10 protein-coding genes are annotated in these 25291 nt (G+C 30.0%); 6 read left to right on the forward strand and 4 right to left on the reverse strand.

Annotated features, from left to right (window positions below):
* Window positions 1–3 precede the first annotated feature (3 nt).
* Together ACJJVK_RS16975 and ACJJVK_RS16980 are read left to right on the forward strand one after the other, a co-directional pair.
* Entirely contained in the window at window positions 4–2721 is a 2718-nt protein-coding gene (locus ACJJVK_RS16975) for a T9SS type B sorting domain-containing protein (protein ID WP_405568261.1), read from the forward strand.
* A 324-nt stretch (window positions 2722–3045) separates the two neighbouring features.
* A complete protein-coding gene (locus tag ACJJVK_RS16980) occupies window positions 3046–5760 on the forward strand; it encodes a T9SS type B sorting domain-containing protein (RefSeq protein WP_405568263.1) in 2715 nt (904 codons plus the stop codon).
* Window positions 5761–5830: 70 nt separating this feature from the next.
* Here ACJJVK_RS16980 and infB read toward each other — a convergent pair whose 3' ends face one another.
* The 3 genes from infB to rimP are packed head-to-tail and all read right to left on the reverse strand — an operon-like array spanning window position 5831 to window position 10494.
* Window positions 5831–8704, reverse strand: coding sequence for a translation initiation factor IF-2 (infB, locus tag ACJJVK_RS16985; protein WP_405568265.1), 2874 nt, complete (start codon window positions 8702–8704; stop codon window positions 5831–5833).
* A 60-nt stretch (window positions 8705–8764) separates the two neighbouring features.
* Complete coding sequence (gene nusA, locus ACJJVK_RS16990) at window positions 8765–10021, reverse strand: transcription termination factor NusA (RefSeq protein ID WP_215994908.1); 1257 nt, start codon at window positions 10019–10021, stop codon at window positions 8765–8767.
* An 11-nt stretch (window positions 10022–10032) separates the two neighbouring features.
* Window positions 10033–10494 carry a ribosome assembly cofactor RimP gene (rimP, locus tag ACJJVK_RS16995; protein ID WP_405568268.1) on the reverse strand — a complete coding sequence of 154 codons (462 nt, stop codon included), beginning with the start codon at window positions 10492–10494 and terminating at the stop codon, window positions 10033–10035.
* Window positions 10495–10691: 197 nt separating this feature from the next.
* On the opposite strand from rimP, the gene ACJJVK_RS17000 reads away from it, so the two are divergent.
* Window positions 10692–11522, forward strand: a complete 831-nt coding sequence (locus ACJJVK_RS17000; protein WP_405568271.1) for a universal stress protein — start codon at window positions 10692–10694, stop codon at window positions 11520–11522.
* 82 nt (window positions 11523–11604) lie between these two features.
* Window positions 11605–12021 (forward strand): lipocalin family protein, encoded by a 417-nt coding sequence (locus ACJJVK_RS17005; protein ID WP_405568273.1) that lies wholly within the window; start codon window positions 11605–11607, stop codon window positions 12019–12021.
* A gap of 35 nt (window positions 12022–12056) precedes the next feature.
* Here ACJJVK_RS17005 and recR read toward each other — a convergent pair whose 3' ends face one another.
* Entirely contained in the window at window positions 12057–12674 is a 618-nt protein-coding gene (recR, locus tag ACJJVK_RS17010; protein WP_405568274.1) for a recombination mediator RecR, read from the reverse strand.
* Between the two features lie 94 nt (window positions 12675–12768).
* On the opposite strand from recR, the gene ACJJVK_RS17015 reads away from it, so the two are divergent.
* Complete coding sequence (locus ACJJVK_RS17015; RefSeq protein ID WP_405568276.1) at window positions 12769–14205, forward strand: sodium:solute symporter; 1437 nt, start codon at window positions 12769–12771, stop codon at window positions 14203–14205.
* Window positions 14206–14724: 519 nt separating this feature from the next.
* Window positions 14725–24747, forward strand: coding sequence for an Ig-like domain-containing protein (locus ACJJVK_RS17020; protein ID WP_405568279.1), 10023 nt, complete (start codon window positions 14725–14727; stop codon window positions 24745–24747).
* The last annotated feature ends 544 nt before the right edge of the window (window positions 24748–25291 follow it).

A 25291-nucleotide genomic window follows, 5' to 3' on the forward strand; every position in this document is an offset into this window, starting at 1 on the left:
AATATGCTATACAAAAGACCAACTTTAGTTCTACTCTGTTTATTTATAACTTATTTTACTTACGGACAAAGAGAAACTGATAATTGGTATTTTGGTAATTTAGCTAGTCTTAATTTTGCAAACGGAAAACCTGTAGTAATAAATGATGGAAATTTATCTACCCCAAAAGGTAGTACCTCAATTTCTGATAAAAATGGAAACTTATTATTTTATACGGATGGTGTTTATGTATTTAATAAAAATCATTTCGGAATGCAAAATGGTGCTTTATTAGCAAGTGATGATGAAGTATTGCAAAGTTGTATTATTATTCCAAATCCAGATGATGAAAACATCTATTATCTTTTTACTTTAAAAGTTACTAATGACACACCTCCTTTGGGTGCTGCAATAGCTCCAGGTCTATATTTCTCAACAATAGATTTATCACAAAATGGAGGCCTAGGTGCAGTAACAAAAAAAAATACAGCATTAACTTCTTTAGCGTCAGAAAAACTTACAGCTGTACATGCTAAAGATGGTAAATCTTTTTGGGTTATTACTTTTGGTAAAGAAAATTCATCTAGTATTAATTACAATACATTTTATGCATATAAAATTGATGAAACAGGAGTAAATAGAACTCCAGTTACATCAGAAATAACTATTCCTGCTAGTGAAAATAATGGAGCTTTAAAAGTATCTCCTAATGGAGAATACATAGCAATGAGCAATAATAATACTGCTATATTTGCCAATTTTAATACTGAAACTGGTAGTATAACTTCAACAGATTTTTTAAGTGTTTTAGAAGGTTTTTTTCCTCCAAGGCCATTTCCAACTATACACGCAATTGAATTTTCGCAAGATTCAAAACACGTTTATGTAGAATCTGTAAACATACCCAATGGAAATAACACCATTTTTCAATTTAAAACTGATGATTTAGATGATAGACAAGTAGTTCATGTTACAGATAATATTGATGCTTATGCAAATGGAAATTACATGCAATTGGCTAAGGATGGGAATATTTACTTAACAACATCTAAAAGTGAGACTGAAGGAGGTAATTATTTAAGTCAAATTGTACCCCCAAAATCTCTAGATAAAACTTTGGCTACTTTTAATGAAAATACTATTGATTTATTATCTGCAGAATCAATATTAGGTTTACCTAACTTTGTTCAATCTTATTTTAGAACAAGAGTAATAGCAGAAGATGATTGTATAAATACTAGTCTTTTTTTTGAAGTAGATACTTATGCAAATATTACTGCAGCAGAATGGGATTTTGGTGATGGCACAACATCTTTAGAAATTTACCCAGAACATATATATACTTCTGCTGGCCAATATAAAATTACAGCAACAATTACCATAAACAATAGACAAATAACTGTAGATAAAAACATTACTATTTATTCACCTCCTGAAGTAATAGAAGATCAAAAAATAATTCAGTGCGATTTTGATAATAATGGTACAGATAGCTTTAATTTAACAACTATTAGTAATGATATAACACCTTTTGGTAATAGATTAGAAATATATTATTATGAAACTTATACAGATTATTTAAATGATAATCCTATAGCAGATCCAGAAGATTATACCAACATCAGTAATCCACAAACTATTTATGCAAATATAATTAATAGTTATGGTTGCTCTAGCTTAGCAGAATTTACAATAGAATCGTTGTTTGTGGAGTTAGATAATATTTCTAATATGTATTCATGTTCTTTGCCTAATGATGGCTTAAATGGTAGTTTTAGCTTAGAGCTTAAAGAAGAAGAAATAAGAACTAATTTAGGAATACCTACAACTACAAACCTCAGATTTTATCCAGATTCAAATAGTGCACAAACAAATAGAAATGAATTAAGGATGCTTAATTTTGTTTCTCCAACAACAACAATTTGGGTAAGAGCAGATACTTCTTTGGGTTGTGGAGGTATAGAACCTATAAATTTAATTGTAAATACAGAACCTAAAATAAATATTGCAGATAGTTACACCATCTGTTTTGATCCTAGTGTAAAACCGCCTGTAATTATTTCTGCAGATAGTATAAACGAACGTTTTGAATGGAGAAATAGTAAAGGTGATATTATCAGTATAAATCAAGATTTTACTTTGGATGCTGTAGGTGAATTTTCATTAACTGTTTACAAATCAGAAAATGGTTTACTTTGTTCTAACACCAAAACATTTACAGTTGTAAATCCTGAAAAAGCCATTTTTGGTAACATCTTAGTAAACACAGAAGACGAAACCAATAATATTGTTGAAGTTTATTTAAACGGAAATAGTAATTACGAATTTTCTTTAGATAATATTACTTTTTACGGTAACTCAACTTCTTATACATTTACTAATGTAGAGCCTGGTTTAAGAACTATTTATGTTAAAGATATAAATGATTGCGAACAACCAGTTGAAGCAGATATTACTGTAATTGGTTTTAAAAAGTTCTTTACACCAAATGGTGATGGAGATAATGACTATTGGAATATTAAAGGGATAGATGCCAACGAATTTAAGTCTATTAGTGTAATGATTTTTGATAGATATGGAAAAGTTATTGGTTCAATTACAGATTTTAATTCTTTAGGTTGGGATGGTACTTATAATGGTAAAAGCCTAATCTCAAACAATTATTGGTTTAAAGCAGAAATTATTGATAAAGAAGATAATATAATAGAAGAAGCTGGTAATTTTAGTTTAATTAGAAACTAATAGACTTTTAAAAAACAAAAAATTATTTCAATTTCTTTTTAACTATTATTTAAAAACCCTAAAATTTTCGGTTTGTAAGAAATAATTAAACCTTAAAAAATACTCTAAGGTTTGGGTTATTAAAATTATTTTCTAAATTAGAAGCATATTTAGGATGCAAAACAAAGATTATTAGCAGTTTAAGAACGTAAAAAAAGTCAATATTGGGTTAGAATAAATCAATACCATCTGATTATTATTGACACAAGATTACATTTATTCCTGCTGATACTAATCAACCTTACATCAATAAAAAAGAAAATTTATCATTCTCAAAAAAGAATTATGCTATACAAAAGAACAATACTAGTTCTAATTTTTCTGCTTATAACTTATTTATCTTATGGGCAAAGAGAAACTGAAAATTGGTATTTTGGTAAATTAGCTAATATAAATTTTGCTAAAGGAAAACCTGTAGTTATAAACGACAGTGAAATGCATGCCCCAAAAGGAAGTACAACAATATCAGATAAAAATGGTAATTTACTTTTTTATACTCAAGGAATTTTTGTTTTTAATAAATATCACTATGGAATTCCTAATGGAGGCAAACTAGGTAGTGATGTTGAAGTTTTGCAAAGTTGTATTGTAATTCCTAATCCAGAAAACGAAAACCTATATTATTTATTCACTTTAAAAGGTATTACAAATAACCCTTTGGCAGATCATGTAGGTCCTGGTTTATATTTTTCTATTGTAGATTTATCACAAAATAAAGGTTTAGGAGCTGTATTTAAAAAAAATACTTTAGTTAATGATTTAGTCTCAGTAAAATTAGCTGCTGTACATGCCAAAGATGGTAAAAACTTTTGGGTATTAACCTATGGAAAAGAGGATAGTGCAAGTACTAATTTTAATACCTTTTACGCATATAAAGTAGATAAAAATGGAGTTAACCGAACACCAGTTATATCACAATTACCAATAGAAACTTTAGAGAATAACGGATCATTAAAAATATCTCCTAATGGAGAATATATTGCAATGAGCAATAATTCTACTGCTTATTTAGGAAAATTTGATAGTGAAACCGGAAAAATAACCTCAACAGAAATTATTAATGTTTTTGAGGACTTTACTCCTTCTAAACCATTTCCTACAACTCATGGTATTGAGTTTTCTCGAGATTCAAAATATCTATATGCAGAATCCATAAATTCTAATAATCAAGAAAATATTATTTTTCAATTTAAAACTGATGATTTAGATGATAGACAAGTAGTTAATGTTACAGATAATATTGATGTATATTCTAATGGAAATTATATGCAATTGGCTAGTGATGGTAATATTTATATGACAACCTCTAGAAACGAAATAGAAGGTGGCCATTACTTAAGTCAAATTAATCCCCCAAAAACCTCTGATAAAACTTTGGCTAACTTTAATGAAAATTATGTTGATTTACAAAATGGAAGATCTATTTTAGGGTTACCCAACTTTGTACAATCTTACTTTAGAACAAGAATTCTAACCGAAAAAGGGTGTATAAATAACAATATTATTTTTGAAGTTGATACCTATGCAAAAATTACTGCTGCAGAATGGGATTTAGGAGATGGTACAACATCTTCAGAAATTTCTCCAGAACATATATATACATCAACAGGACAATATAAAATTACAGCTACAATTACTATTAACAATAGACAAATTACAGTAAATAAAAACATTAATATTTACTCTTTACCACAAGTAAATAATAACCAAAAAATTGTACAATGCGATTTAGACAATAATGGAACAGATATTTTTAATTTAACTACCATTAGTAATGATTTAACTTCTCTTGGTAATAGATTAGAAATATATTATTATGAAAGTTATGCTGATTATTTAAGTAATAATCCTATTGCAGATCCAGAAAATTACACCAACATTAGTAATCCACAAACCATTTATGCAAAAATTTTTAATAGTTATGGATGTTCCAATTTTGCTGAATTTACAATCGAATCTGTTTTTGTAGAACTTGAAAGTATATCTAATTTATATACTTGTTCATTACCAAATGATAGCTTAAATGGAAACTTTAATTTAGAACTTAAAGAAGAAGAAATTAGAACTAATTTAGGAATACCAACAAGTACAAACCTTCGTTTTTATCCAGATACTTATAGTGCAGAAGTCGATAAAAATGAAATAAGAGAGCTTAAATTTATATCTCCAACAACAACAATTTGGGTAAGAGCAGATACATCTTTAGGTTGTGGAGGTATAGAACCTATAAACTTAATTGTAAATTCAGAACCTAAAATAACAATTGCAGATTCTTATACCATTTGTTTTGATCCAAGTGTAAAACCCCCAGTAATTATTAGTGCTGATAATATTAATGAACGTTTTGAATGGAGAAATAACACTGGTAATATTATTAGCATAAATCAAGATTTTACTTTGGATGCTGTTGGCGAATTTTCATTAACTGTTTACAAATCAGAAAACGGATTACTTTGCTCAAACACTAAGAGTTTTTCAGTTATAAACCCTGATAAGCCCACTTTTGATAATATTGAAGTTAATACAGAAGATGAAACCAATAATATTGTTGATGTTTATTTAACCGGAAATAGTAGTTACGAATTTTCTTTAGATAACATTACTTTTTACGGTAACTCTACTTCTTATACATTTACTAATGTAGAACCTGGTTTAAGAACCATTTACGTTAAAGATATCAATAGTTGCGAACAACAAGTAGAAGCAGATATTACTGTAATTGGTTTTAAAAAGTTCTTTACACCTAATGGTGATGGTGATAATGACTATTGGAATATAAAAGGGATAGATGCAAACGAATTTAAATCTATTAGCGTAATGATATTTGATAGATATGGAAAAGTAATTGGTACTATTACAGATTTTAATTCCTTAGGTTGGGATGGCACTTATAATGGTAAAAGCTTAATCTCTAACAATTATTGGTTTAAGGCAGAAATTATTGACAAAGATAATAATGTAATTGAAGAGGCTGGTAATTTTAGTTTAATTAGAAACTAAGAAACTTTAAAAAATAAAAAAAGACCAAAACTAAATCAGTTTTGGTCTTTTTTTTATTTAAAGAAAGAAATTATTTCAGTTTCTTTTTAACTGCAACTTCTGTGTATGCTTCAATAATATCACCTTGTTCAATATCGTTGAAATTTTTAATCTGAATTCCACAATCATATCCTTTAGTAACTTCTCTTACATCATCTTTAAAACGTTTTAAAGCAGTAAGAGTACCATCATGAACCACAATACCTTCTCTAATAATTCTAATTTTAGAATCTCTTTGTATTTTACCAGACATTACCATACAACCTGCAATGTTACCAACTTTAGAAATCTTATAAATTTCTCTAATCTCAACATTACCAACAACCTCTTCTTTCATTTCTGGAGATAACATTCCTTCCATGGCATCTTTTAAGTCGTTAATAGCTGCATAAATAATAGAATAAGTTCTAATATCTACTTCTTCTCTATCTGCAACTGCTCTTGCATTTCCTTGTGGTCTTACATTAAACCCAACAATAATTGCATCTGATGCTGTTGCTAATAACACATCACTTTCAGTAATGGCTCCAACACCTTTATGTAAAATATTAACTTGAATTTCTTCAGTTGATAATTTTTGGAAAGAATCTGTTAATGCTTCTACAGAACCATCTACATCCCCTTTAAGGATAATGTTTAATTCTTTGAAATCACCAAGTGCAATTCTACGTCCAATTTCATCTAGTGTTAATGTTTTCTGAGTTCTAACAGATTGTTCACGCTGTAATTGAGAACGTTTAGAGGCAATTTGTTTTGCTTCTCTTTCATCTTCAAATACATTAAACTTATCACCTGCTTGTGGTGCACCATCTAAACCTAAAATTGAAACTGGTGTTGATGGGCCTGCTACTTTTAATTTTTTACCTTTATCATTAAACATAGCTTTTACTTTACCACTATGTTTACCTGCTAAAATATAATCTCCTACTCTTAAGCTACCAGCTTGAACCAAGATTGTGGTTACATAACCTCTACCTTTATCTAACTGAGCTTCTACTACAGTACCAACAGCATTTTTATTTGGATTCGCTTTTAATTCTAAAATTTCAGCTTCTAATAATACCTTTTCTAAAAGTTCTTCAATTCCTTGACCTGTTTTTGCTGATATATCTTGAGATTGGATATTTCCACCCCATTCTTCTATCAACAAATTCATTTGAGATAATTGTGTTTTTACATTATCTGGATTTGCGTTAGGCTTATCAATCTTATTAATTGCAAAAATAATTGGTACACCTGCTGCTTGTGCATGAGAAATAGCCTCTTTTGTTTGTGGCATTACATCATCATCTGCTGCAGCTACAATAATAACTAAATCTGTTACTTGAGCACCTCTGGCACGCATTGCTGTAAAGGCTTCGTGACCTGGTGTATCTAAAAATGCAATTTTTTGATCGCCAACATTTACAGAATAGGCTCCAATATGTTGTGTAATACCTCCACTTTCACCTTCAATTACATTTGCTTTTCTTATATAATCTAATAAAGAAGTTTTACCATGATCTACGTGACCCATTACAGTAATAATCGGGGCACGAGTTTCTAAATCTTCTGGTTTATCTTCTACTTCTTCAATAGACTCTTCTACTTCTGCACCAACAAATTCTACTTTATAATTAAATTCTTCAGCAACAATAACTAATGTTTCAGCATCTAAACGTTGATTCATAGTTACCATCATTCCTAACATCATACAAGAAGAAATAATCTGAGTAACAGGTACCTCCATCATTGTTGCTACCTCACTTACAGTAACAAACTCAGTTACTTTTAAGATTTTATTGTCTAAAGCTTGTGCTTCTAATTCTGCTTCTGTTTGCTCTCTGTGAGCATCTCTTTTATTTCTACGATATTTAGCTCCTTTACCTTTAGAAGATTTTCCTTGTAGCTTTTCTAGAGTTTCTCTTACTTGTTTTTGAATATCTGCTTCTGTTGGCTCTTCTTTTTTAACAGGTGTTCTTTGGTTTCCTCTACCTCTAAATCCTGGTCTATTATTACCTTGACCACCTCTGTTGTTACCTTGACCACCTCTATTATTTGAGTTACTTCTATTGTTACTAGAAGTATTTGGTTTGCTTATACGCTTACGCTTTTTCTTTGCATCTGCAGCAGCTGGCTTTTTAACCTCTGGTTTTTTCTTTTTAGGTCTTTCAAATTGTTTTAAATCAATTTTTTTACCTGTAAAGTTTGGCCCATCTAATTTCTTATACTGAGTTTTAATAGATTCAGCATTTTCAGCAGTAACTTCTTCAGTTTTTTCTTCTGATTTAGCATTGCCTTTTCTTACTTCATTTTTCTTCTCAGTAACTTTAGATGCAGCTTTCTCAATTTCTGAAACTGGTTTTTTAACCTTAGGTGCTTCTACAACTGGTTTCTCTACAACTGGTGTTTCTTCTTTCGGAGTTTCAACTACAGGTATTTCTTTAACAGGTGCTTCTTCTACCTTAACTGGCTCTTTAACTTCGACTTTAGGTTCAGTTATGGCAACAACCTCTTCTTTAGGTTCTTCTTTTACTTCCTCTTTTTTCTCGACAGCTTTTTTACCAACATTATCGATATCGATTTTACCAACAGTTTTCAACTCAAATCTATCTGCCTTGGCTTTAAGAATTTCTTCTTTCTTTGCTTCTTCTGCTCTTTTCTTTTCTAACTTAGCTTCAGCTTCTAAACGAATTGCTTCTTTCTCTTTACGTTTTTCCTCTCCTACTTCTTTAGATGCGGCTTTCTTGTTCGCATCTGTTTCAAAGCCATCAAGTAAAACTTGATAAACATCTCCCGTAATTTTAGTGGTTGGTCTTGATTCTATTTCATGACCTTTATCTGCTAAAAATTCGACAGCTCTATCAAGAGAAATGTTTAATTCCCTTAAAACTTTATTAAGCCTCATTGTTTTGCCTTCAGACATATATTCTATTTAACTTTATTTTTGTAAAAATATACTTTTTACCTTACTTATATACTATAATTAGTCCTCGAATTCTTCTTTTAAGATTCGTTGAACATCTACAATCGTTTCTTCTTCTAAATCAGTTCTCTTAACCAATTCGGCAACGCTTGTTTCTAAAACACTTCTTGCTGTATCTAAACCAATTTTCTTGAATTCTGTAATAACCCAATCTTCGATTTCGTCGATAAATTCTGTTAACTCTACATCTTCTTCTTCTAAACCTTCTCTCTGAACGTCTATTTCGTAACCTGTTAACTCACTTGCCAATCTAATATTAACACCACCTCTACCAATTGCTTTAGAAACTTCTTCTGGTTTTAAAAGTACACTTACTCGTCCTTTTTTACCATTCTTTTCTTCTTCATACATTGTTATTTCCATTGATGTCACTTTTGCAGGACTTAATGCTCTTGAAATAAACAATTGCTCGTTTTTGGTATAGTTGATAACATCTATGTTTTCGTTACCTAATTCACGAACAATACCATGAATTCTAGATCCTTTAACACCTACACAAGCTCCAACAGGATCTATTCTATCATCATAAGAATCTACAGCTACTTTTGCTTTTTCTCCTGGTATTCTTGCAACACCTTCTACAGTAATTAAACCATCGAAAACCTCAGGAATTTCTTGTTCAAATAATTTATTTAAGAAAGCTGGTGCTGTTCTAGATAAAATAATTGCTGGTTTATTACCTCTTAATTCTACTGTTTTTATAACACCTCTTACAGAATCTCCTTTTCTAAAGAAATCTGAACGAATTTGCTCACTTTTTGGTAAAACAATTTCATTACCATCATCATCTAACAAAATAATTGCATTATGACGAATATGGTGCACTTCTGCACTGTATAAATCGCCTTCTAATTCTTTAAAGTGTTTAAAGATGTTTGTGCTATCGTGCTCGTAAATTTTAGAAATTAAGTTTTGACGTAATGCTAAAATTGCTCTTCTTCCTAAATCAATTAACTTTACTTCTTCAGATACATCTTCGCCGATTTCAAAATCTGGCTCAATTAATCTTGCTTCAGCTAATTCTATCTCTTCATTATCATCTTCAGAAAAACCATCTGCAACAACAACTCTATTTCTCCAAATTTCTAAATCTCCTTTATCTGGGTTAATAATAATATCAAAATTATCATCTGAACCAAACTTACGTTTTAAAGCAGCTCTAAAAACCTCTTCTAAAATAGACATTAATGTTACTCTGTCTATACTTTTATTATCTTTAAATTCTGAAAACGAATCAATTAACGCTATATTTTCCATTACATCTTTACTTAAAATACAATCTTCACTTTTGCCTCTTTAATATCTTTATATGCTATAGTTGCTGTTTTTTGCACAGTAACTTTTCCTTTACCTATTGGTTTTGGCTCTCTTGCTTTCCAATTTAGTACAATTATTTCATCATCTGCTTCTATTAAAGTTCCTTCTACTTCTTGTTCTGCAGTTTTAACTTTTAAAATTCTGTTTACATTCTTTTTGTACTGTCTTTTTTCTTTTAATGGATGAGAAATATCTGGAGTGGTTACTTCTAAAGAAAAATCTTCTTCTTCTCTATCTAAATTATGCTCTACATTTCTACTAATTCTAATGCATTCGCTTAAAGGAACTCCATTATCTCCATCAACAGTAACTTGAATTTTATTGTTTACAGATATTGATAAATCAATCAAAAATAAACTTTCATTTAAGGCTAATGCTTCGTCTACTAAATCTTTTATTTTGTTTTGATCCATTTTGTAATTTTTATAAACACCTCAAAAATATTGATTTTGAGTATAAAAAGAGGGGACTTTAAGTCCCCTGCATCCTTCATTTATTATTAAAATCGGTGCAAATATACGAAATCTTTAGTATTTAACAAACTGAATTATATCCAATTATTTTTGTAACTTTAAATATCATATTCATTTAACTTAAAAAAACTGTTATTATGGAAAAAATTTTAGTTCCTATCGATTTTTCAAAAAAATCTGAATACGCTTCAAAAATGGCTGCAAGAATTGCTAAAAAATCTAACAGTGTTGTTTACCTTTTACATATGATAGAATTACCTACAGGTGTTGTAGATATGGGAGCAAGCAGTAAATTTAGCATTCCAGAAAGCATGTTGTACTTAAGAAAAGTTAGAGAACGTATGCTTGAATTTAAGGAGAAATTCTTTCATAAAAAAACAGAAGTAAATCATATAATTAAATTACAAAATCCACATGAAGGTATTTTAAAATATGCTGATAAAATTAATGCTGATTTAATTGTTATGGGTTCTAAAGGGCATTCTAATTTTGAAGAAATACTAATTGGTTCTAACACAGAAAAGGTAGTAAGAACCTCTAAAGTACCAGTTATTGTTGTAAAGAGGGATAATGAAAAATTTAGAATGAGAAATTTAGTTTTTGCTTCTAGTTTTAAAAATGAAGACAAAAAAGCGGTATTTAAAAAGTTTTTAGATTTTGCAAATCATTTTAAAAGCGAGATTCATTTATTAAAAGTAAATACGCCTTCTAGATTCGAAAGCACACAAGAAGCCACAGAAAAAATCACAAACTTTATTAAAGATTTCGACCTACCAAAATATTCTATAAATATTTATAATGATGCCACTATTAACAAAGGAATTTTAAATTTTTCGAAAGATATAGATACAGATTTAATCGCTTTAAGCACGCATGGCAGAAGTGGATTATCTCATATATTTTCTGTAAGTGTAACCAAAACTTTATCTAAAAAAGCTTTAAAACCTATTTTAACAATTAGAGTTTAATATTAATTTTACTTACTTGTAGGTATAAAACGCAATCTCATTTATAGTTAATTTTATTTTATAATTTTAAAACTGAATCATTATGAAAAAATTACTTTATCTGTTTATTGCAACTGCTTTTTTAATTTCTTGTGAATCTAATGAAAACCCTCTTTCTGATGACCCAATTGTTGGTAAATGGCAAGTTAGTTCTCAGACTTACAATGGTGTAACTGAAAGTAACTCTTGCTCTTTACAAAGCACTGTTACTTTTACAGATAATGCACAGGCTAATACAATAAGTTTTTATAACGATGAAAATGATAACTGTGTAAGTGAATCTTCTAGTTTTACTTGGGAAAACTTAGGCAATACAAATTACGAAATTGATTATGGAGATGGAGAAACAGAAATAATAGAAATTACTTTCTCTAATAACAATAGTACATTTAGCTTAACAACTTACGATACTTACAACAATGTAACAAACACCTACACTAGTGTTTACAACAAAATTTAATAAAACAAAGAGGTTTTAAAACCATAAAACCTCTTTTAACTTTTTATACTTTGTTCAAAAGGAATTCTGTTGATTATACTTCTACCCAAAGTAACCTCATCTGCATATTCTAACTCATCTCCTACTGCAATACCTCTTGCAATTGTAGATGTTGTAATATCAAATTTTTGCAATTGTTTATAGATGTAAAAATTGGTAGTATCACCTTCCATAGTTGAGCTCAATGCAAAAATAAGCTCTTTAATTTCTCCTTGTTCAACTTTATTAATCAAAGAATCTATTTGTAAATTTTGAGGTCCAATACCTTCTATTGGCGATATTTTACCACCTAAAACATGATACAATCCTTTAAATTGTGCAGTACTTTCTATAGCCATTACATCTCTAATATCTTCTACAACACAAATAATTTCTGGATTTCTTTTTGGGTTTTGGCAAATATCACACAGAACAGTATCAGAAATATTATGGCATTTTTCGCAGGTTTTTACATCATTTCTTAAATGCAACAAAGCTTCAGATAAATATTTTGTGTTTTCTGCTGGTTGTTTTAGTAAATGCAACACCAAACGCAAAGCTGTTCGTTTACCTATTCCTGGCAAACGAGAAACTTCATTTACTGCATTTTCTAAAATCTTCGATGAAAAATCCATAGTTTGCAAAATTACAACTTCTATAGAAAAAAGAATCAAGAAAAAAGACAAAAGACTATATTCGTGTTTTAGAATTGATCATCCATAATTTAATATGCAACCACTTCACATCATTTTATTAATAGTAGGCTATTTTACCGTACTTATTCTTATTTCTTATATCACAGGAAAATCTGCCAATAATAAAACTTTTTTTAAGGCAAACAATTCATCACCTTGGTATTTAGTGGCTTTTGGCATGATTGGAGCTTCACTTTCTGGAGTTACTTTTATTTCTGTTCCTGGTTGGGTAGAAGCACAAAGTATGAGTTATATGCAAATGGTTTTAGGCTATGTAATTGGTTATGCAGTAATTGGATTGGTATTATTACCACTTTATTATCGACTTAATTTAACATCAATTTACACCTACTTAGAAGATCGATTTGGCAAATATTCATACAAAACAGGTGCTTCTTTCTTCCTATTATCAAGAACAATTGGTGCTGCTTTTCGTCTATTTTTAGTAGCAAACGTACTTCAACTTTTATTGTTTGATGCTTATGGAATTCCTTTTTGGGTAACTGTAACTATAACTATTTTATTAATTTGGTTATACACTTTTAAAGGAGGAATTAAAACTATTGTTTGGACAGATACTTTACAGACTTTATTTATGCTAATTGCGGTTGGTGTTTGTATTTATACCATTTCTGATGAATTACAGATAACTAATCTATTCTCTTATGTTGCTGATAGCGAACTTTCTAAAACTTTCTTTTTTGACGATGTAAAAACTGGCGATTATTTCTGGAAACGCTTTTTGGCTGGTGCTTTTGTAGCTATTGTAATGACTGGCTTAGACCAAGATATGATGCAAAAAAATCTTACTTGTAGAAATTTAAAAGATGCTCAGAAAAATATGTTTTGGTTTACGATTGTTTTGGTAATTGTAAACTTTTTCTTTTTAGCTTTAGGCGTACTTTTAACAGATTATGCCCAGAAAAACGGAATTGACGCTCATAAAGATCAGCTTTTTCCAATAATAGCAACAAAAGGTACTTTAGGCTTAGCAACTGCTATTTTCTTTTTATTAGGGCTAATTGCAGCTGCATATTCTAGTGCAGATTCTGCTTTAACTTCCTTAACTACTTCCTTTAGCATAGACATTTTAGAGATTGATAAAAAGAAAAACGAAGTAGAACAAGAAAAATCTAGAAAGAAAATACACATCATCTTTTCTTTTGTTTTAATTGCAACCATTCTTATTTTTAAATATTTTATAGCTGATGAAAGTGTTATTGCTAAAATATTCACATTTGCGAATTACACATATGGTCCTCTTTTAGGGTTATATGCATTTGGCTTATTTACACAATTAAAAGTAAAAGATAAATTTGTACCACTAATTTGCATCTCCTCTCCTTTTATCACATTTTTAGCAAACCTTTTATGTTTAAAATATTTTAATTTCGACTTTGGTTTTGCTCTTTTAATCTTAAATGGAGCAATTACATTTTTAGGATTAACTCTTGTAAAAAAGACAGCCTAAACCATCAAAACAAAAAAAGTAGAATTATTGTTTTTATTGATTAACATAAACTATTCTTTTCTCAATTTTATAAAAAAAGCACATTAAAACAAAAACTTTTAACAAATTGAATTAACCCTCCACCTGTATTCCTCACAGCAAAACATATTCTAAACTTTAAAAATAAAAACAATAAAATACTGATTAACAACTACTTAACTAAACAACAAAAGCCAATAAAGCCTTTTTTAGAAAAAATATTTAAAATAACGCTTTGATTATAAATATTTTACTATATATTTATGGTGTAATTTAAACTCCCCCAGAATTATGCACATTACTACTCAAAAACATCTATTTTCAGATAGATTATTTTACTCAATTTTACCGTTTTTCGATTCTAATTTCTACAGTAAGTTTAAATTATTCCATTCAAAAAAAATTAAAAAGAAACATTTTCTTCGACATTAGTATATATCATTTTAAGAAGCCTACATTATTTTTATTTAATTATTAGAAATCATCACATTTCCCCCAGTTATGAAATCACAGAACAAATTATCGTTTGTAATTGCTATTATCCTATTATCTATTACATCAATCTATTCTTCAAATTCTTACACAGAAAAGAAAGTTAAACCAACTAAAGAAAAAAATTCTTTTTGGGTAAACCACCAAACAAATTGGCAAAACACCAATCATTTTAATTCAAGTTCTTATTGGCAAGAACAAAAAACAGCAACTTTATATAATGATCGTACAATAACGATTTCTGATAAAAAAATTGCAACCTCACAAGATGATTCATATCAAGATAAAAATGGAAACAACAAACCAACATCCATAGAAAACGGAAATGTTAGATGGAAAGGTTTTCGATTTCAAAACCTTAACATACCATCAAATGCCACAATAACAAATGTAGAACTTACATTAATAGGTTACGAAAAAGGTGGTACAACAGTAAATGTTAAAGCAGAAAATTTAAATTCCCCTACTTCATATTCAGATGAAAAAAATTATTTATCATCATTAAGCACAACATCTGAGTCAGTAGATTGGTATATACCAAACCTCTCTAATGGCCTAGAATTAGTCTCCCCCAACTTAAAAGATGTTGTGCAAGAAGTGGTGAATAGCAAAGGCGGAATTACTCATTTATCTTTGGTTATATCAGCTTCTAAAAAATGGATAAGCTGGAACTATGATGATAAAAGTTCTTCTTATTATCCAAAAATAAATATCAGCTATACTATATCCACTCCAGAAGTATCTGATGACACATATTCATTAGACGAAAATACTGTTGCAACACTTGCTATATTTGACAATGACAGCAATGTACCAACAAATGGTACATTAAATATAAGTGACAATGCAAATAATGGAGAAGTTAAAATAACTGACCCTAATAACACCCCAAACAATCCTTCTGATGATATAGTTACTTATACACCAAATGATAATTTTGATGGTACTGACACTTTTAAATATACAGTTTGCGACAATAGTGATAATTGCGACTCTGCAAATGTTTCTCTTAACATAAACTCTGTTATAGATCCTTGTGATGCTGCTCTTTCTGGAAATTTAGACACAGATAATGATGGTATTGCAGATGTTTGTGATTTAGATGATGATAATGATGGAATTCTAGATGAAGATGAATGCCCAACTGTAAATCCTTTTTCATTTGAATTAAACGAAAACAACAAAACATTTACAAACAGTGGTTTAGCTGGTAATATTGGAGATGTAATGCTTTATAAAAATGTTGGTACACATTTAGGAATTAATATAGATTTAAAAGTTACAGTTACTGCAAATTCAGATCCAGAAAACATGACTATTAATATTAGTGGTTTTAAATATGGTGATGATTTATACCCTGTTTTATTAGATGGTAATAACACTAAAGACATACCTTATGCCATAGTAAAATTCGAATTCTATAAAAACGGAACTAACGAATTAGTAAATGTTGCACCATCTTTTATGTTTAAAGATATCGATTTTTTAAGTGATGGTACAGGAGAATCTGTAGAAATAAATAAAAACTTAGTAAGTAGCTATTCTTTATCTAGCAACCCAGAAACTAGCTTGTATATTGTAGACGATATTTCTACAAATTACACTGGTACTAATGGTAATTTTCTTAGAGTAAACTCTAAAAAAGAAGCTGGAGGCTTAAACAATGAAGATATGTGGATTGGTTTACAGCTTTCTGAAGTAAATTCTTTTAACATCAACTTCTTAAAAAGAACAGGTAACACAGGTTATGTTTTTGAATCAGATTCTTTTTCTAAATCTGCAGATACAGTTCAATTAGATGCTGATTGCTCTTTAGATTCAGATGCAGATGGTATACCAGATTATTTAGATACAGATTCTGACAATGATGGTTGCCCAGATGCAACAGAAGCAGAAAAAAACATGACAACTACTGCAGTTTTATCTGGAGGTAGTAATGGAGGTAGTTCTGCTAACTTAGGTACAAAATCTAACAATTACGGAATTCCTATTCCTTTTGGTACAGAAAACGGAACAGAAAAAGCGGGTCAAAACAGTACAGATGCAACAAAAACTGCTGAAAAAATTACTATCAATAATTCTGAATTTACCATTTTAAAAGACAAACACATTAATACATCAATTACTATTGATGCAAGTGCTGCAAAAACAAATACTTTTGCAAATGGAGTACCAAATTACGACAATCCTAATGGTACAGACACTTCGAATTCTTTAACTTATAAGTGGTATAAGAAATCTAATCCTACAAAAAACTTATCCAGTAATAAAACATTAAATTTTTACTATTTACAAACTTCAGATTCAGGAGAATATATTGCTACAGTTACAGGTACAAACTCTAGTTGTACAGAAGAAGTTACTTTTACATTAGTTATTAATGATGTTCCAGGAGCAAAAGACGATTGGTTTAATGCAAATGAAGATGAAATCAATACTTCTTTAGACGTTTTAAACAACGATGACTTAGGAGATGATGATACTACATCAGGAAAAATCACTTTAATTAGTGATAAATCAGAAAAAAATGGTACCATTTCTATTAATGACAATGGCACTCCAGATAACCCACAAGATGATACCATATTCTACACATCTGCACAAGATTATTTTGGTTCAGACAGTTTTACATATACAATTACAGATGCAAGTGGAGACGAATCTACAGCAACTGCAAACTTATATGTAAATGGCACAAATGATTTACCAACTGCTGTAAATGATGCTATTACTATTGATGAAAATAGTGCAACAATTTCTATAGATGTTACACAAAATGATGATTTTGGTGGAGATGGACCAAACTCAGGACAAATTTACATTACAGATAGCAGATCAGACCAAAAAGGAAGCATATCAGTAAATAATAATGGCACAAACATTTCTTCTGATGACAAAATAACTTACACTCCACCAACAAATTTTAGCGGTACAGATTCATTTACCTACAATATTCAAGATGCAAATGGAGATGCTTCTAAAGCAACAGTTACTATAACTGTAAATAACGTAAACACATTACCAACTGCAACAACAGACTCAATTACAGTAAATGAAGACAGTGCTGCAAACGCTATAGATGTTTTAGAAAATGATAATTATGGTGGAGATGGAACTAATTCTGGTTCAATTCTATTAACTAACACAACATCAGAAAAAGGAGGAGCTTTAACAGTAAATAAGAACAACACACCTAACAACCCTACAGATGATGTAATTATTTACACACCATTAGCAAATTATAATGGTACAGATAGTTTTGAATATTCTATAGAAGATGCAGATGGAGATACTGCAAAAGCTACTGTAACAATTACTGTTACCAGTGTTAATGATACACCAACAGCTAAAGCAGATAACATAACTGTAAACGAAGACTCTAACAACAACTCAATAGACGTTTTAGCAAACGATTCTTTTGGTGGTGATGGATCAAATACAAGCGCAATAACTTTGGTTACTACAACATCAAACCAAGGTGGGCAATTAACTGTTAATGACAACAACACTCCAAACAACCCTTCAGATGATTCAATTAACTATACACCATTAGCAGATTTTAATGGAACAGATTCTTTTAAATATACAATTAAAGATGCAGATGGAGATACTTCAACAGAAACTGTAACTATAACAGTTAGCGCAATAAATGACTTACCAAATGCAGTTGCAGATACTATAACTGTAGATGAAGACAGTTCAGAAACTTCAATTAACCCACTCACAAACGATTCTTTTGGTGGTGATGGACCAAATTCAGGAACAATAATCTTAACTAACGAAACTTCTACTAAAGGTGGTAAAATTTCAGTAAACAATAACAACACTTCTAGTGACCCTACAGATGATACAATTACTTACTCACCTGCAGAAAACTTTAATGGTACAGATTCTTTTAGTTATTCAATAATAGATAAAAACGGAGATACTTCATCTGCCGAAATTACGGTAACTGTTACCCCTATAAATGATTTACCTACTGCAAATTCAGATGCCATTGCTGTAGATGAAGATAGCTCCAATAATAGTATAAATGTTTTAGAAAATGATTCTTTTGGTGGTGATGGACCAAGTTCTAGTTCAATTTCTGTTACCAGCACTACAACAGCTCAAAATGGTACAATCTCTATTGATAACAATACTACAACAACAGACCCTACAGACGATAAAATAATTTACACACCCTTAGCAAACTATCAAGGTCTAGATACTTTTAGCTACACAATTACAGATGCAGATGGCAATACAGCAACAGCAACAGTTACTGTAAATGTTAATTCTGTAAACGATATACCTACTGCAACTGCAGATTCTGTAACAGTAGATGAAGACTCTACAAACAACTCAATTAATATTTTAACAAATGATTCTTTTGGTGGTGATGGACCAAGTTCTGGTACAATTTCAATAGAAAATACAACATCAGAAAATGGTGGCTCTATTTCTGTAGATGATAATGGAACTGCAACAAACCCTACAGATGATAAAATTATTTACACTCCTTTAGCAAATTATAATGGCTCTGACTCTTTTAGCTATGCTATTACAGATTCTAATGGAGATATTTCTAAAGCTACAGTTTCTGTAACTGTAACTTCTGTAAACGACTTACCAACTGCAACTGCAGATACAGCAATTGTAGATGAAGATAGCTCATCAAATTATTTAGATGTTCTAAATAACGATTCTTTTGGAGGTGATGGTTCTAATACGAGTGCAATCACAATAACTGCATCAACATCAACACAAGGTGGTCAATTATCAGTTAACAACAATAATACACCAAACAATCCAACAGATGATGGTGTAATTTATACTCCAGCAGCTAACTTTAATGGTACAGATACTTTTCAGTATTCAATTATGGATGCAAATGGAGATACATCTACAGAAACAGTAACAATAACTGTAAATTCTGTAAATGACGAACCTTCAGCAACTGCAGATTCTGCAACAGTAAATGAAGATTCTACAACTAATTCTATAGATGTTTTAGTAAATGATTCTTTTGGTGGTGATGGTTCAAATTCAGGAAGAATAGCAATAGCATCAAGTAATTCAGAAAATGGAGGAACAATTTCTGTTGATGATAATGGAACTGCAACAGACCCTACAGACGATAAAATTATTTACACTCCTTTAGCAAATTATAATGGTACAGATTCTTTTGAGTATACAATTACAGATGCAAATGGAGACACAGCAACAGAAAAAGTTACCATAACTGTAAACGCTGTAAACGATTTACCAACTGCAACAAACGATGCTATTACAGTAGATGAAGATTCATCAGAAAATACCATAAATGTATTATCAAACGATTCTTATGGTGGTGATGGTTACATTACAGGTACAAGAATAGTTTTAAACACAGAAAACACATCAGGTACTGTAACTTTAAATACTAATGATACAAGATTTAATCCTTTAGATGACACAATACTCTACACTCCAATTACAGATTTTAATGGTACTGATTCTTTTGAGTACACTATTACAGATGCAAATGGAGATGAAGTTACAGCAATAGTTAACATTACTGTAAATGCTGTAAACGATACACCTACAGCAACAGAAGATGCAATTACAGTTGAAGAAGATTCAAGTAACAACCCTATTAACGTTACAAATAATGATGATTTTGGTGGAGATGGTTCTAGTTCTGGCACAATATCAATTGCAGCAACTACAACCACTAAAAACGGAACAATTTCTATTGATGATAATGGAACAGCAACTGATCCAACAGATGATAAAATTAACTATACACCTTTAGCAGATTTTAACGGAACTGATTCTTTTGAGTATACTATTACTGATGCAGACGGAGATGAAGCTACAACAACAGTTACATTAACAGTTACTTCAGTAAACGATGTTCCAACAGCAAATACAGACTCAGTTTCTGTAGATGAAGATTCAACAAATAACTCATTTAATGTTTTAGCAAATGATTCTTTTGGTGGTGATGGACCAAGTTCTGGAACTATTACTATTTCTAACACAACTTCTAATGAAGGTGGAACAATTTCTATTGATGATAATGGAACAGCAACAGATCCAACTGATGATAAAATCAACTACACACCTTTAGCAGATTTTAACGGAACTGATTCTTTTGAATACACCATTACTGATGCAGATGGAGATGAAGCTACAATTACAGTTAGCATAACAGTTAACCCAGTAAATGATACACCAACAGCTACAGCAGATACAGCAACTGTAGACGAAGACTCAATTAACAATACCATAGACGCTTTAACAAACGATTCTTTTGGTGGTGATGGTGCAAATGGTGGTACTGTAACCTTAACAAACACAACAACTAGTAAAGGTGGTACAATTAGCATTAACAATAATAATACAGAAAATAACCCAACAGACGATACTTTTATCTACGCTCCTATAACAAACTTTAATGGTACAGATTCTTTTGAATATGCTATTACAGATGCAAATGGAGATGTTTCTAAAACAACTGTAACAATTACAGTAACTGCTGTAAACGATTTACCAGAAACTACAAACGATACTATTTCAGTTGATGAAAATTCAAGTAGCAATTCAATTAATGTTTTAGCAAACGATACTTTTGGTGGTGATGGATCAAATTCAGAATCAATTACAATAGAAAATGAAATCACAGAAAAAGGAAGCACAATTTCTATTGATGATAATGGAACAGCAACAGACCCAACTGATGATAAAATTAACTATACACCATTAGCAAATTTTGCGGGTACAGATACTTTTACCTATTCAATTACAGATGCTAATGGAGATATTGCAACAGGTACTGTAACTATTTCTGTAAATGAAACAGGTACACAATACAATCCTTTAGCAATTACAGAATGTTTTAACATTTTTGTAAAAAACAACCTTAACTTAGGTTCTGGAAGTACTTCTGGAAGCATTGCTGCTGGTGGAGATTTAACCTACAATAAAGATTACTCAATTGCATCTCAAGATTGTGGTTGTTTTGCAGTAAATGATGTAAAAATTGGCTTATTGATTGGCGGAAAAGTAAACTACCCAACAAATGGAGTTTTAAGCTTAACAAGTCAAAATCAATATGTGAAAATTGGCGAAGACAATAATGCAACAGTTTGGTATCAAAACCCAGATAATACTGGATCTGCAATTAGAATTACACCAGATGCAAATTACGATGCAACTGCTCACATTCAATTAGCTGCTAATTCTTCTTCGTTTAATGCATCAAACAGTTCTAATCCTGTTATTGATAAAAATATTATCGATTTTGCAAGTGCATTTCAACAATTAAAAGATGCTTCATTAAGTTTATCAAGCGAAGCGAATAATGTCGTAGTTTTAGATTCTGATTATCAAGAAATTTCAAACACAAATTTACCATCAGAAATTGTTATCAACCTAGAGAACAACATCAACTATTTAAACATTTCTAAAAGCGATTTAAACAATGTTTCTAAAATTAATTTCTTTGAAAAGCCAAATGCAAACAGAATTTTAATTATAAATATAAATGCTGCTGATGTTTTTGATTGGGATGTTTGGCAACAAAATAATATTACTGCAGAAGAAGGTAAATACATTATTTACAACTTCTACAATGCAACTACTTTAAATATTAATGGTGTAAATAATGTAATAGGTAGTGTTTTTGCAGCAAATGCAAACATTACAAAAACTACAAATACAGCAGCTATTTCTGGTCAAATTATAGGGCAATCTTTAGTTATTGAAGATAGTAATATAAACTGCCAAGTTTTTGAAAACAATGTTTACAGCCCAGAAGATGCTAAAGTTGCACCTGTTGCAGATTTTTCTATCAACAATAACAATCAATGTTTTGCTGATAATAGTTTCGAATTCACAAATTCAAGTAATACAGGTTTAAACACACAACCAACTGCACCAATCAGTTATGCTTGGAACTTTGGAGATGGAACAACAAGCCATTTAATGAATGCTTCTAAAAACTATACAGAAGCTGGCACTTACAACGTAAAACTTACAGCAACAAATACTTACGGCTCTACTAACAAAACTTTACAAGTAACTATTGAAACTGTAACTGCTGCTGATGTAATTGAAAGTAATAGCATAAAAGATGAAAGTACAGGATCTGTAACCAAAGAATACACTTTAAATAATGATACAGATTTTACAAGTTTTTCTTGGAGTATAGATGGTTTTGATACTAGTTCTTTTAACAATCAAAAAACTGTTTCTTTCGATTTTATAGAAGAAGGAGAACACGTTTTAGAAATTACCACAACCAATAATAGTTGTACTAATATTATTCAAATTCCTGTTACAATTACTTCTGATGAAGTTAGCACAGGTAATGATGGTGGTTTAGAAAGTGAAAGTTTAGGTGATGCTATTTCTATTAGATATTTACAAAGAAAAAAGAAAAGTGTACCTACAATTTTTAAGAAAACTAGAGACATCATTTACAACAAAAAGAAAATGGTTAAATCTTTAGTAAAAAAATCTGATGAGTTAACAATGTTAGAAATGTTTCCAGAAAGATTAGTAGATGGAGATGTTGCACATGTTACATCACCAACAGATATTTTAGATTATACAGTTGCAGATGAAGTTTTAAGTGTAGATTTTTCTATAGATGATAAAACAGTTGGTGTAGTATTAGGTGTAAAAACTTTAGATCAAATATACAACCACACCAAAGCAACTTGCGATAGATTAAGAGGTGCAGAAATATTAAGTGTAAAAACAGTTGCTGTAGACAGCATTAACTTTTTACAACAAGCTATTCAGCAAAGAAATGGAGTTATAGAACACGCTATTTCTTTTGCAGTAAGCAAAAATGATGCAGAAGAATTTTACAAAATACAATCTAATTGGTATGTGTTTGATTATACAGCTGCAGATGAAGTTTACAACTTTCAAGTATGGGCTACAGAACCAGCAAATACTTTAAAAATGGTTACTGATATTATAGAAAACTTAAGAGCATCTAAAGTTGTTGAACAAACAGAAAAGCAAAAAGTACCAAGAACTTTTGTTACAAGAGTAGCTAGAGTTGCAGACAAACTAAATTTAAATTTAAAAAGTTCTGAAGAAACAGAAGATTTAGAAATTTCTATTGAAGAAAAACTAAATGAAACTGCTAGTGACTTAAATTTAAGATATTCGCCATTAAATAATAAAACTGAACAAACCATTCAATTAGATATTAATGATGGTTATGAATATGATGGAGATATTACTTTTGATGGAGAAGTACAAGATGCTTTTTATCATGCAGATGGTAACTGGGGATTAGAATACGATACTAGATACACAACTGTAAATGAATATGAAGTTACAAACAACTTTAATAGAGAGTACAAAGAAGACGAAATGCCAATCAATAGAAATATTTCTGTAAAAGCATATAGTGAGTATGATTATTTATCAGTTTACAAATCTCTTTTACCTGGTACTTTAGCAGCAGATTATACAGAATACAAATATTTATCTTTTACTGCCACAGGTAATGGGCCAACTCAATTGGTTTTAGTAAAACCATCAATAGAAAATTGGGGAGAGCAATATAGAGCAACAGTAAATTTAACAGAAGAAGAACAAACATTTTTTATTCCTTTTGAATCGTTTACATCTACTGCAACAACAGATAAAATTATTGCTGATGATTTAACAACCATTTCGTTTACTTATGTAGCTGTTGATGCTGGCACAAATAATTTAGACATGACAATTAGCGATGTAAAATTCACGAAAACAAACTCAGCTTTAAGTGTAGATGAATTTATATCACCAAAAAACAATGAATTTTTTGCTTACCCTAACCCATCAAAAGGAGATTTAAACTGTACAATTTTTAGTGAAGTATCAACTAAAGCAAAAGCTACTTTATATGATATTACTGGAAAAACAGTCTACGAAGGTAATATTGAATTATCAGAAGGTAAAAATGAATTAAAATTTAACTTTAAAGCTAAAGCTGGAGTTATGTTCTTAAAAATTAATAGTTCAGCAATTAATTACGGAACTTCTAAGATAATTTTTAGATAAACAAAATTTAAGTACCCCTAAAAACAAGATTCTTTCAAGTTATAAACTTGAAAGGATTTTTAATTTAACCCTTCCAGAAATAGTTGTTTTTTACATTATTTTAACATAATTTTTATTAAAAAAAAACCACATATTTAACTGATTTTCAGTATATTTAAAGTGTAAAATAATACGTATTTATTATCAATGAACTCCCCCCTAAACTTCATTAACGAATACTAAAATTTTTATAAATCTATCCCCTTACAAAATACCCCTAACAGGAATCCTTTCAAGATAAAATTATAATCTTTGAAAGGATTTTTTTTTATCAGTAAATAAATCATAAGCATCTAAAAAATTATTTTTAGGCTATTTAAAAATTACAGAATAGGTAATAGACAAAAAAACACACAACTTCCTGAATACCAAACTTTTTTAACAAGCTTTTAACTTAAAAAGAATTATAAAAATTATAAATTTTAAATTAATATTTATTATATTTGGATTATAATTTAAAACCCCCTAACAATGTACCCCTTAAAAAAAACAACTTACATTCCTA

Source organism: Polaribacter sp. Asnod6-C07 (assembly GCF_045063625.1).
GTDB lineage: Bacteria > Bacteroidota > Bacteroidia > Flavobacteriales > Flavobacteriaceae > Polaribacter > Polaribacter vadi_A.

Coding starts and splice junctions, on each gene's coding strand:
- ACJJVK_RS16975 (WP_405568261.1), top strand. CDS start 4: ATGCTATACAAAAGACCAACTTTAGTTCTACTCTGTTTATTTATAACT.
- ACJJVK_RS16980 (WP_405568263.1), top strand. CDS start 3,046: ATGCTATACAAAAGAACAATACTAGTTCTAATTTTTCTGCTTATAACT.
- infB (WP_405568265.1), bottom strand. CDS start 8,704: ATGTCTGAAGGCAAAACAATGAGGCTTAATAAAGTTTTAAGGGAATTA.
- nusA (WP_215994908.1), bottom strand. CDS start 10,021: ATGGAAAATATAGCGTTAATTGATTCGTTTTCAGAATTTAAAGATAAT.
- rimP (WP_405568268.1), bottom strand. CDS start 10,494: ATGGATCAAAACAAAATAAAAGATTTAGTAGACGAAGCATTAGCCTTA.
- ACJJVK_RS17000 (WP_405568271.1), top strand. CDS start 10,692: ATGGAAAAAATTTTAGTTCCTATCGATTTTTCAAAAAAATCTGAATAC.
- ACJJVK_RS17005 (WP_405568273.1), top strand. CDS start 11,605: ATGAAAAAATTACTTTATCTGTTTATTGCAACTGCTTTTTTAATTTCT.
- recR (WP_405568274.1), bottom strand. CDS start 12,674: ATGGATTTTTCATCGAAGATTTTAGAAAATGCAGTAAATGAAGTTTCT.
- ACJJVK_RS17015 (WP_405568276.1), top strand. CDS start 12,769: ATGCAACCACTTCACATCATTTTATTAATAGTAGGCTATTTTACCGTA.
- ACJJVK_RS17020 (WP_405568279.1), top strand. CDS start 14,725: ATGAAATCACAGAACAAATTATCGTTTGTAATTGCTATTATCCTATTA.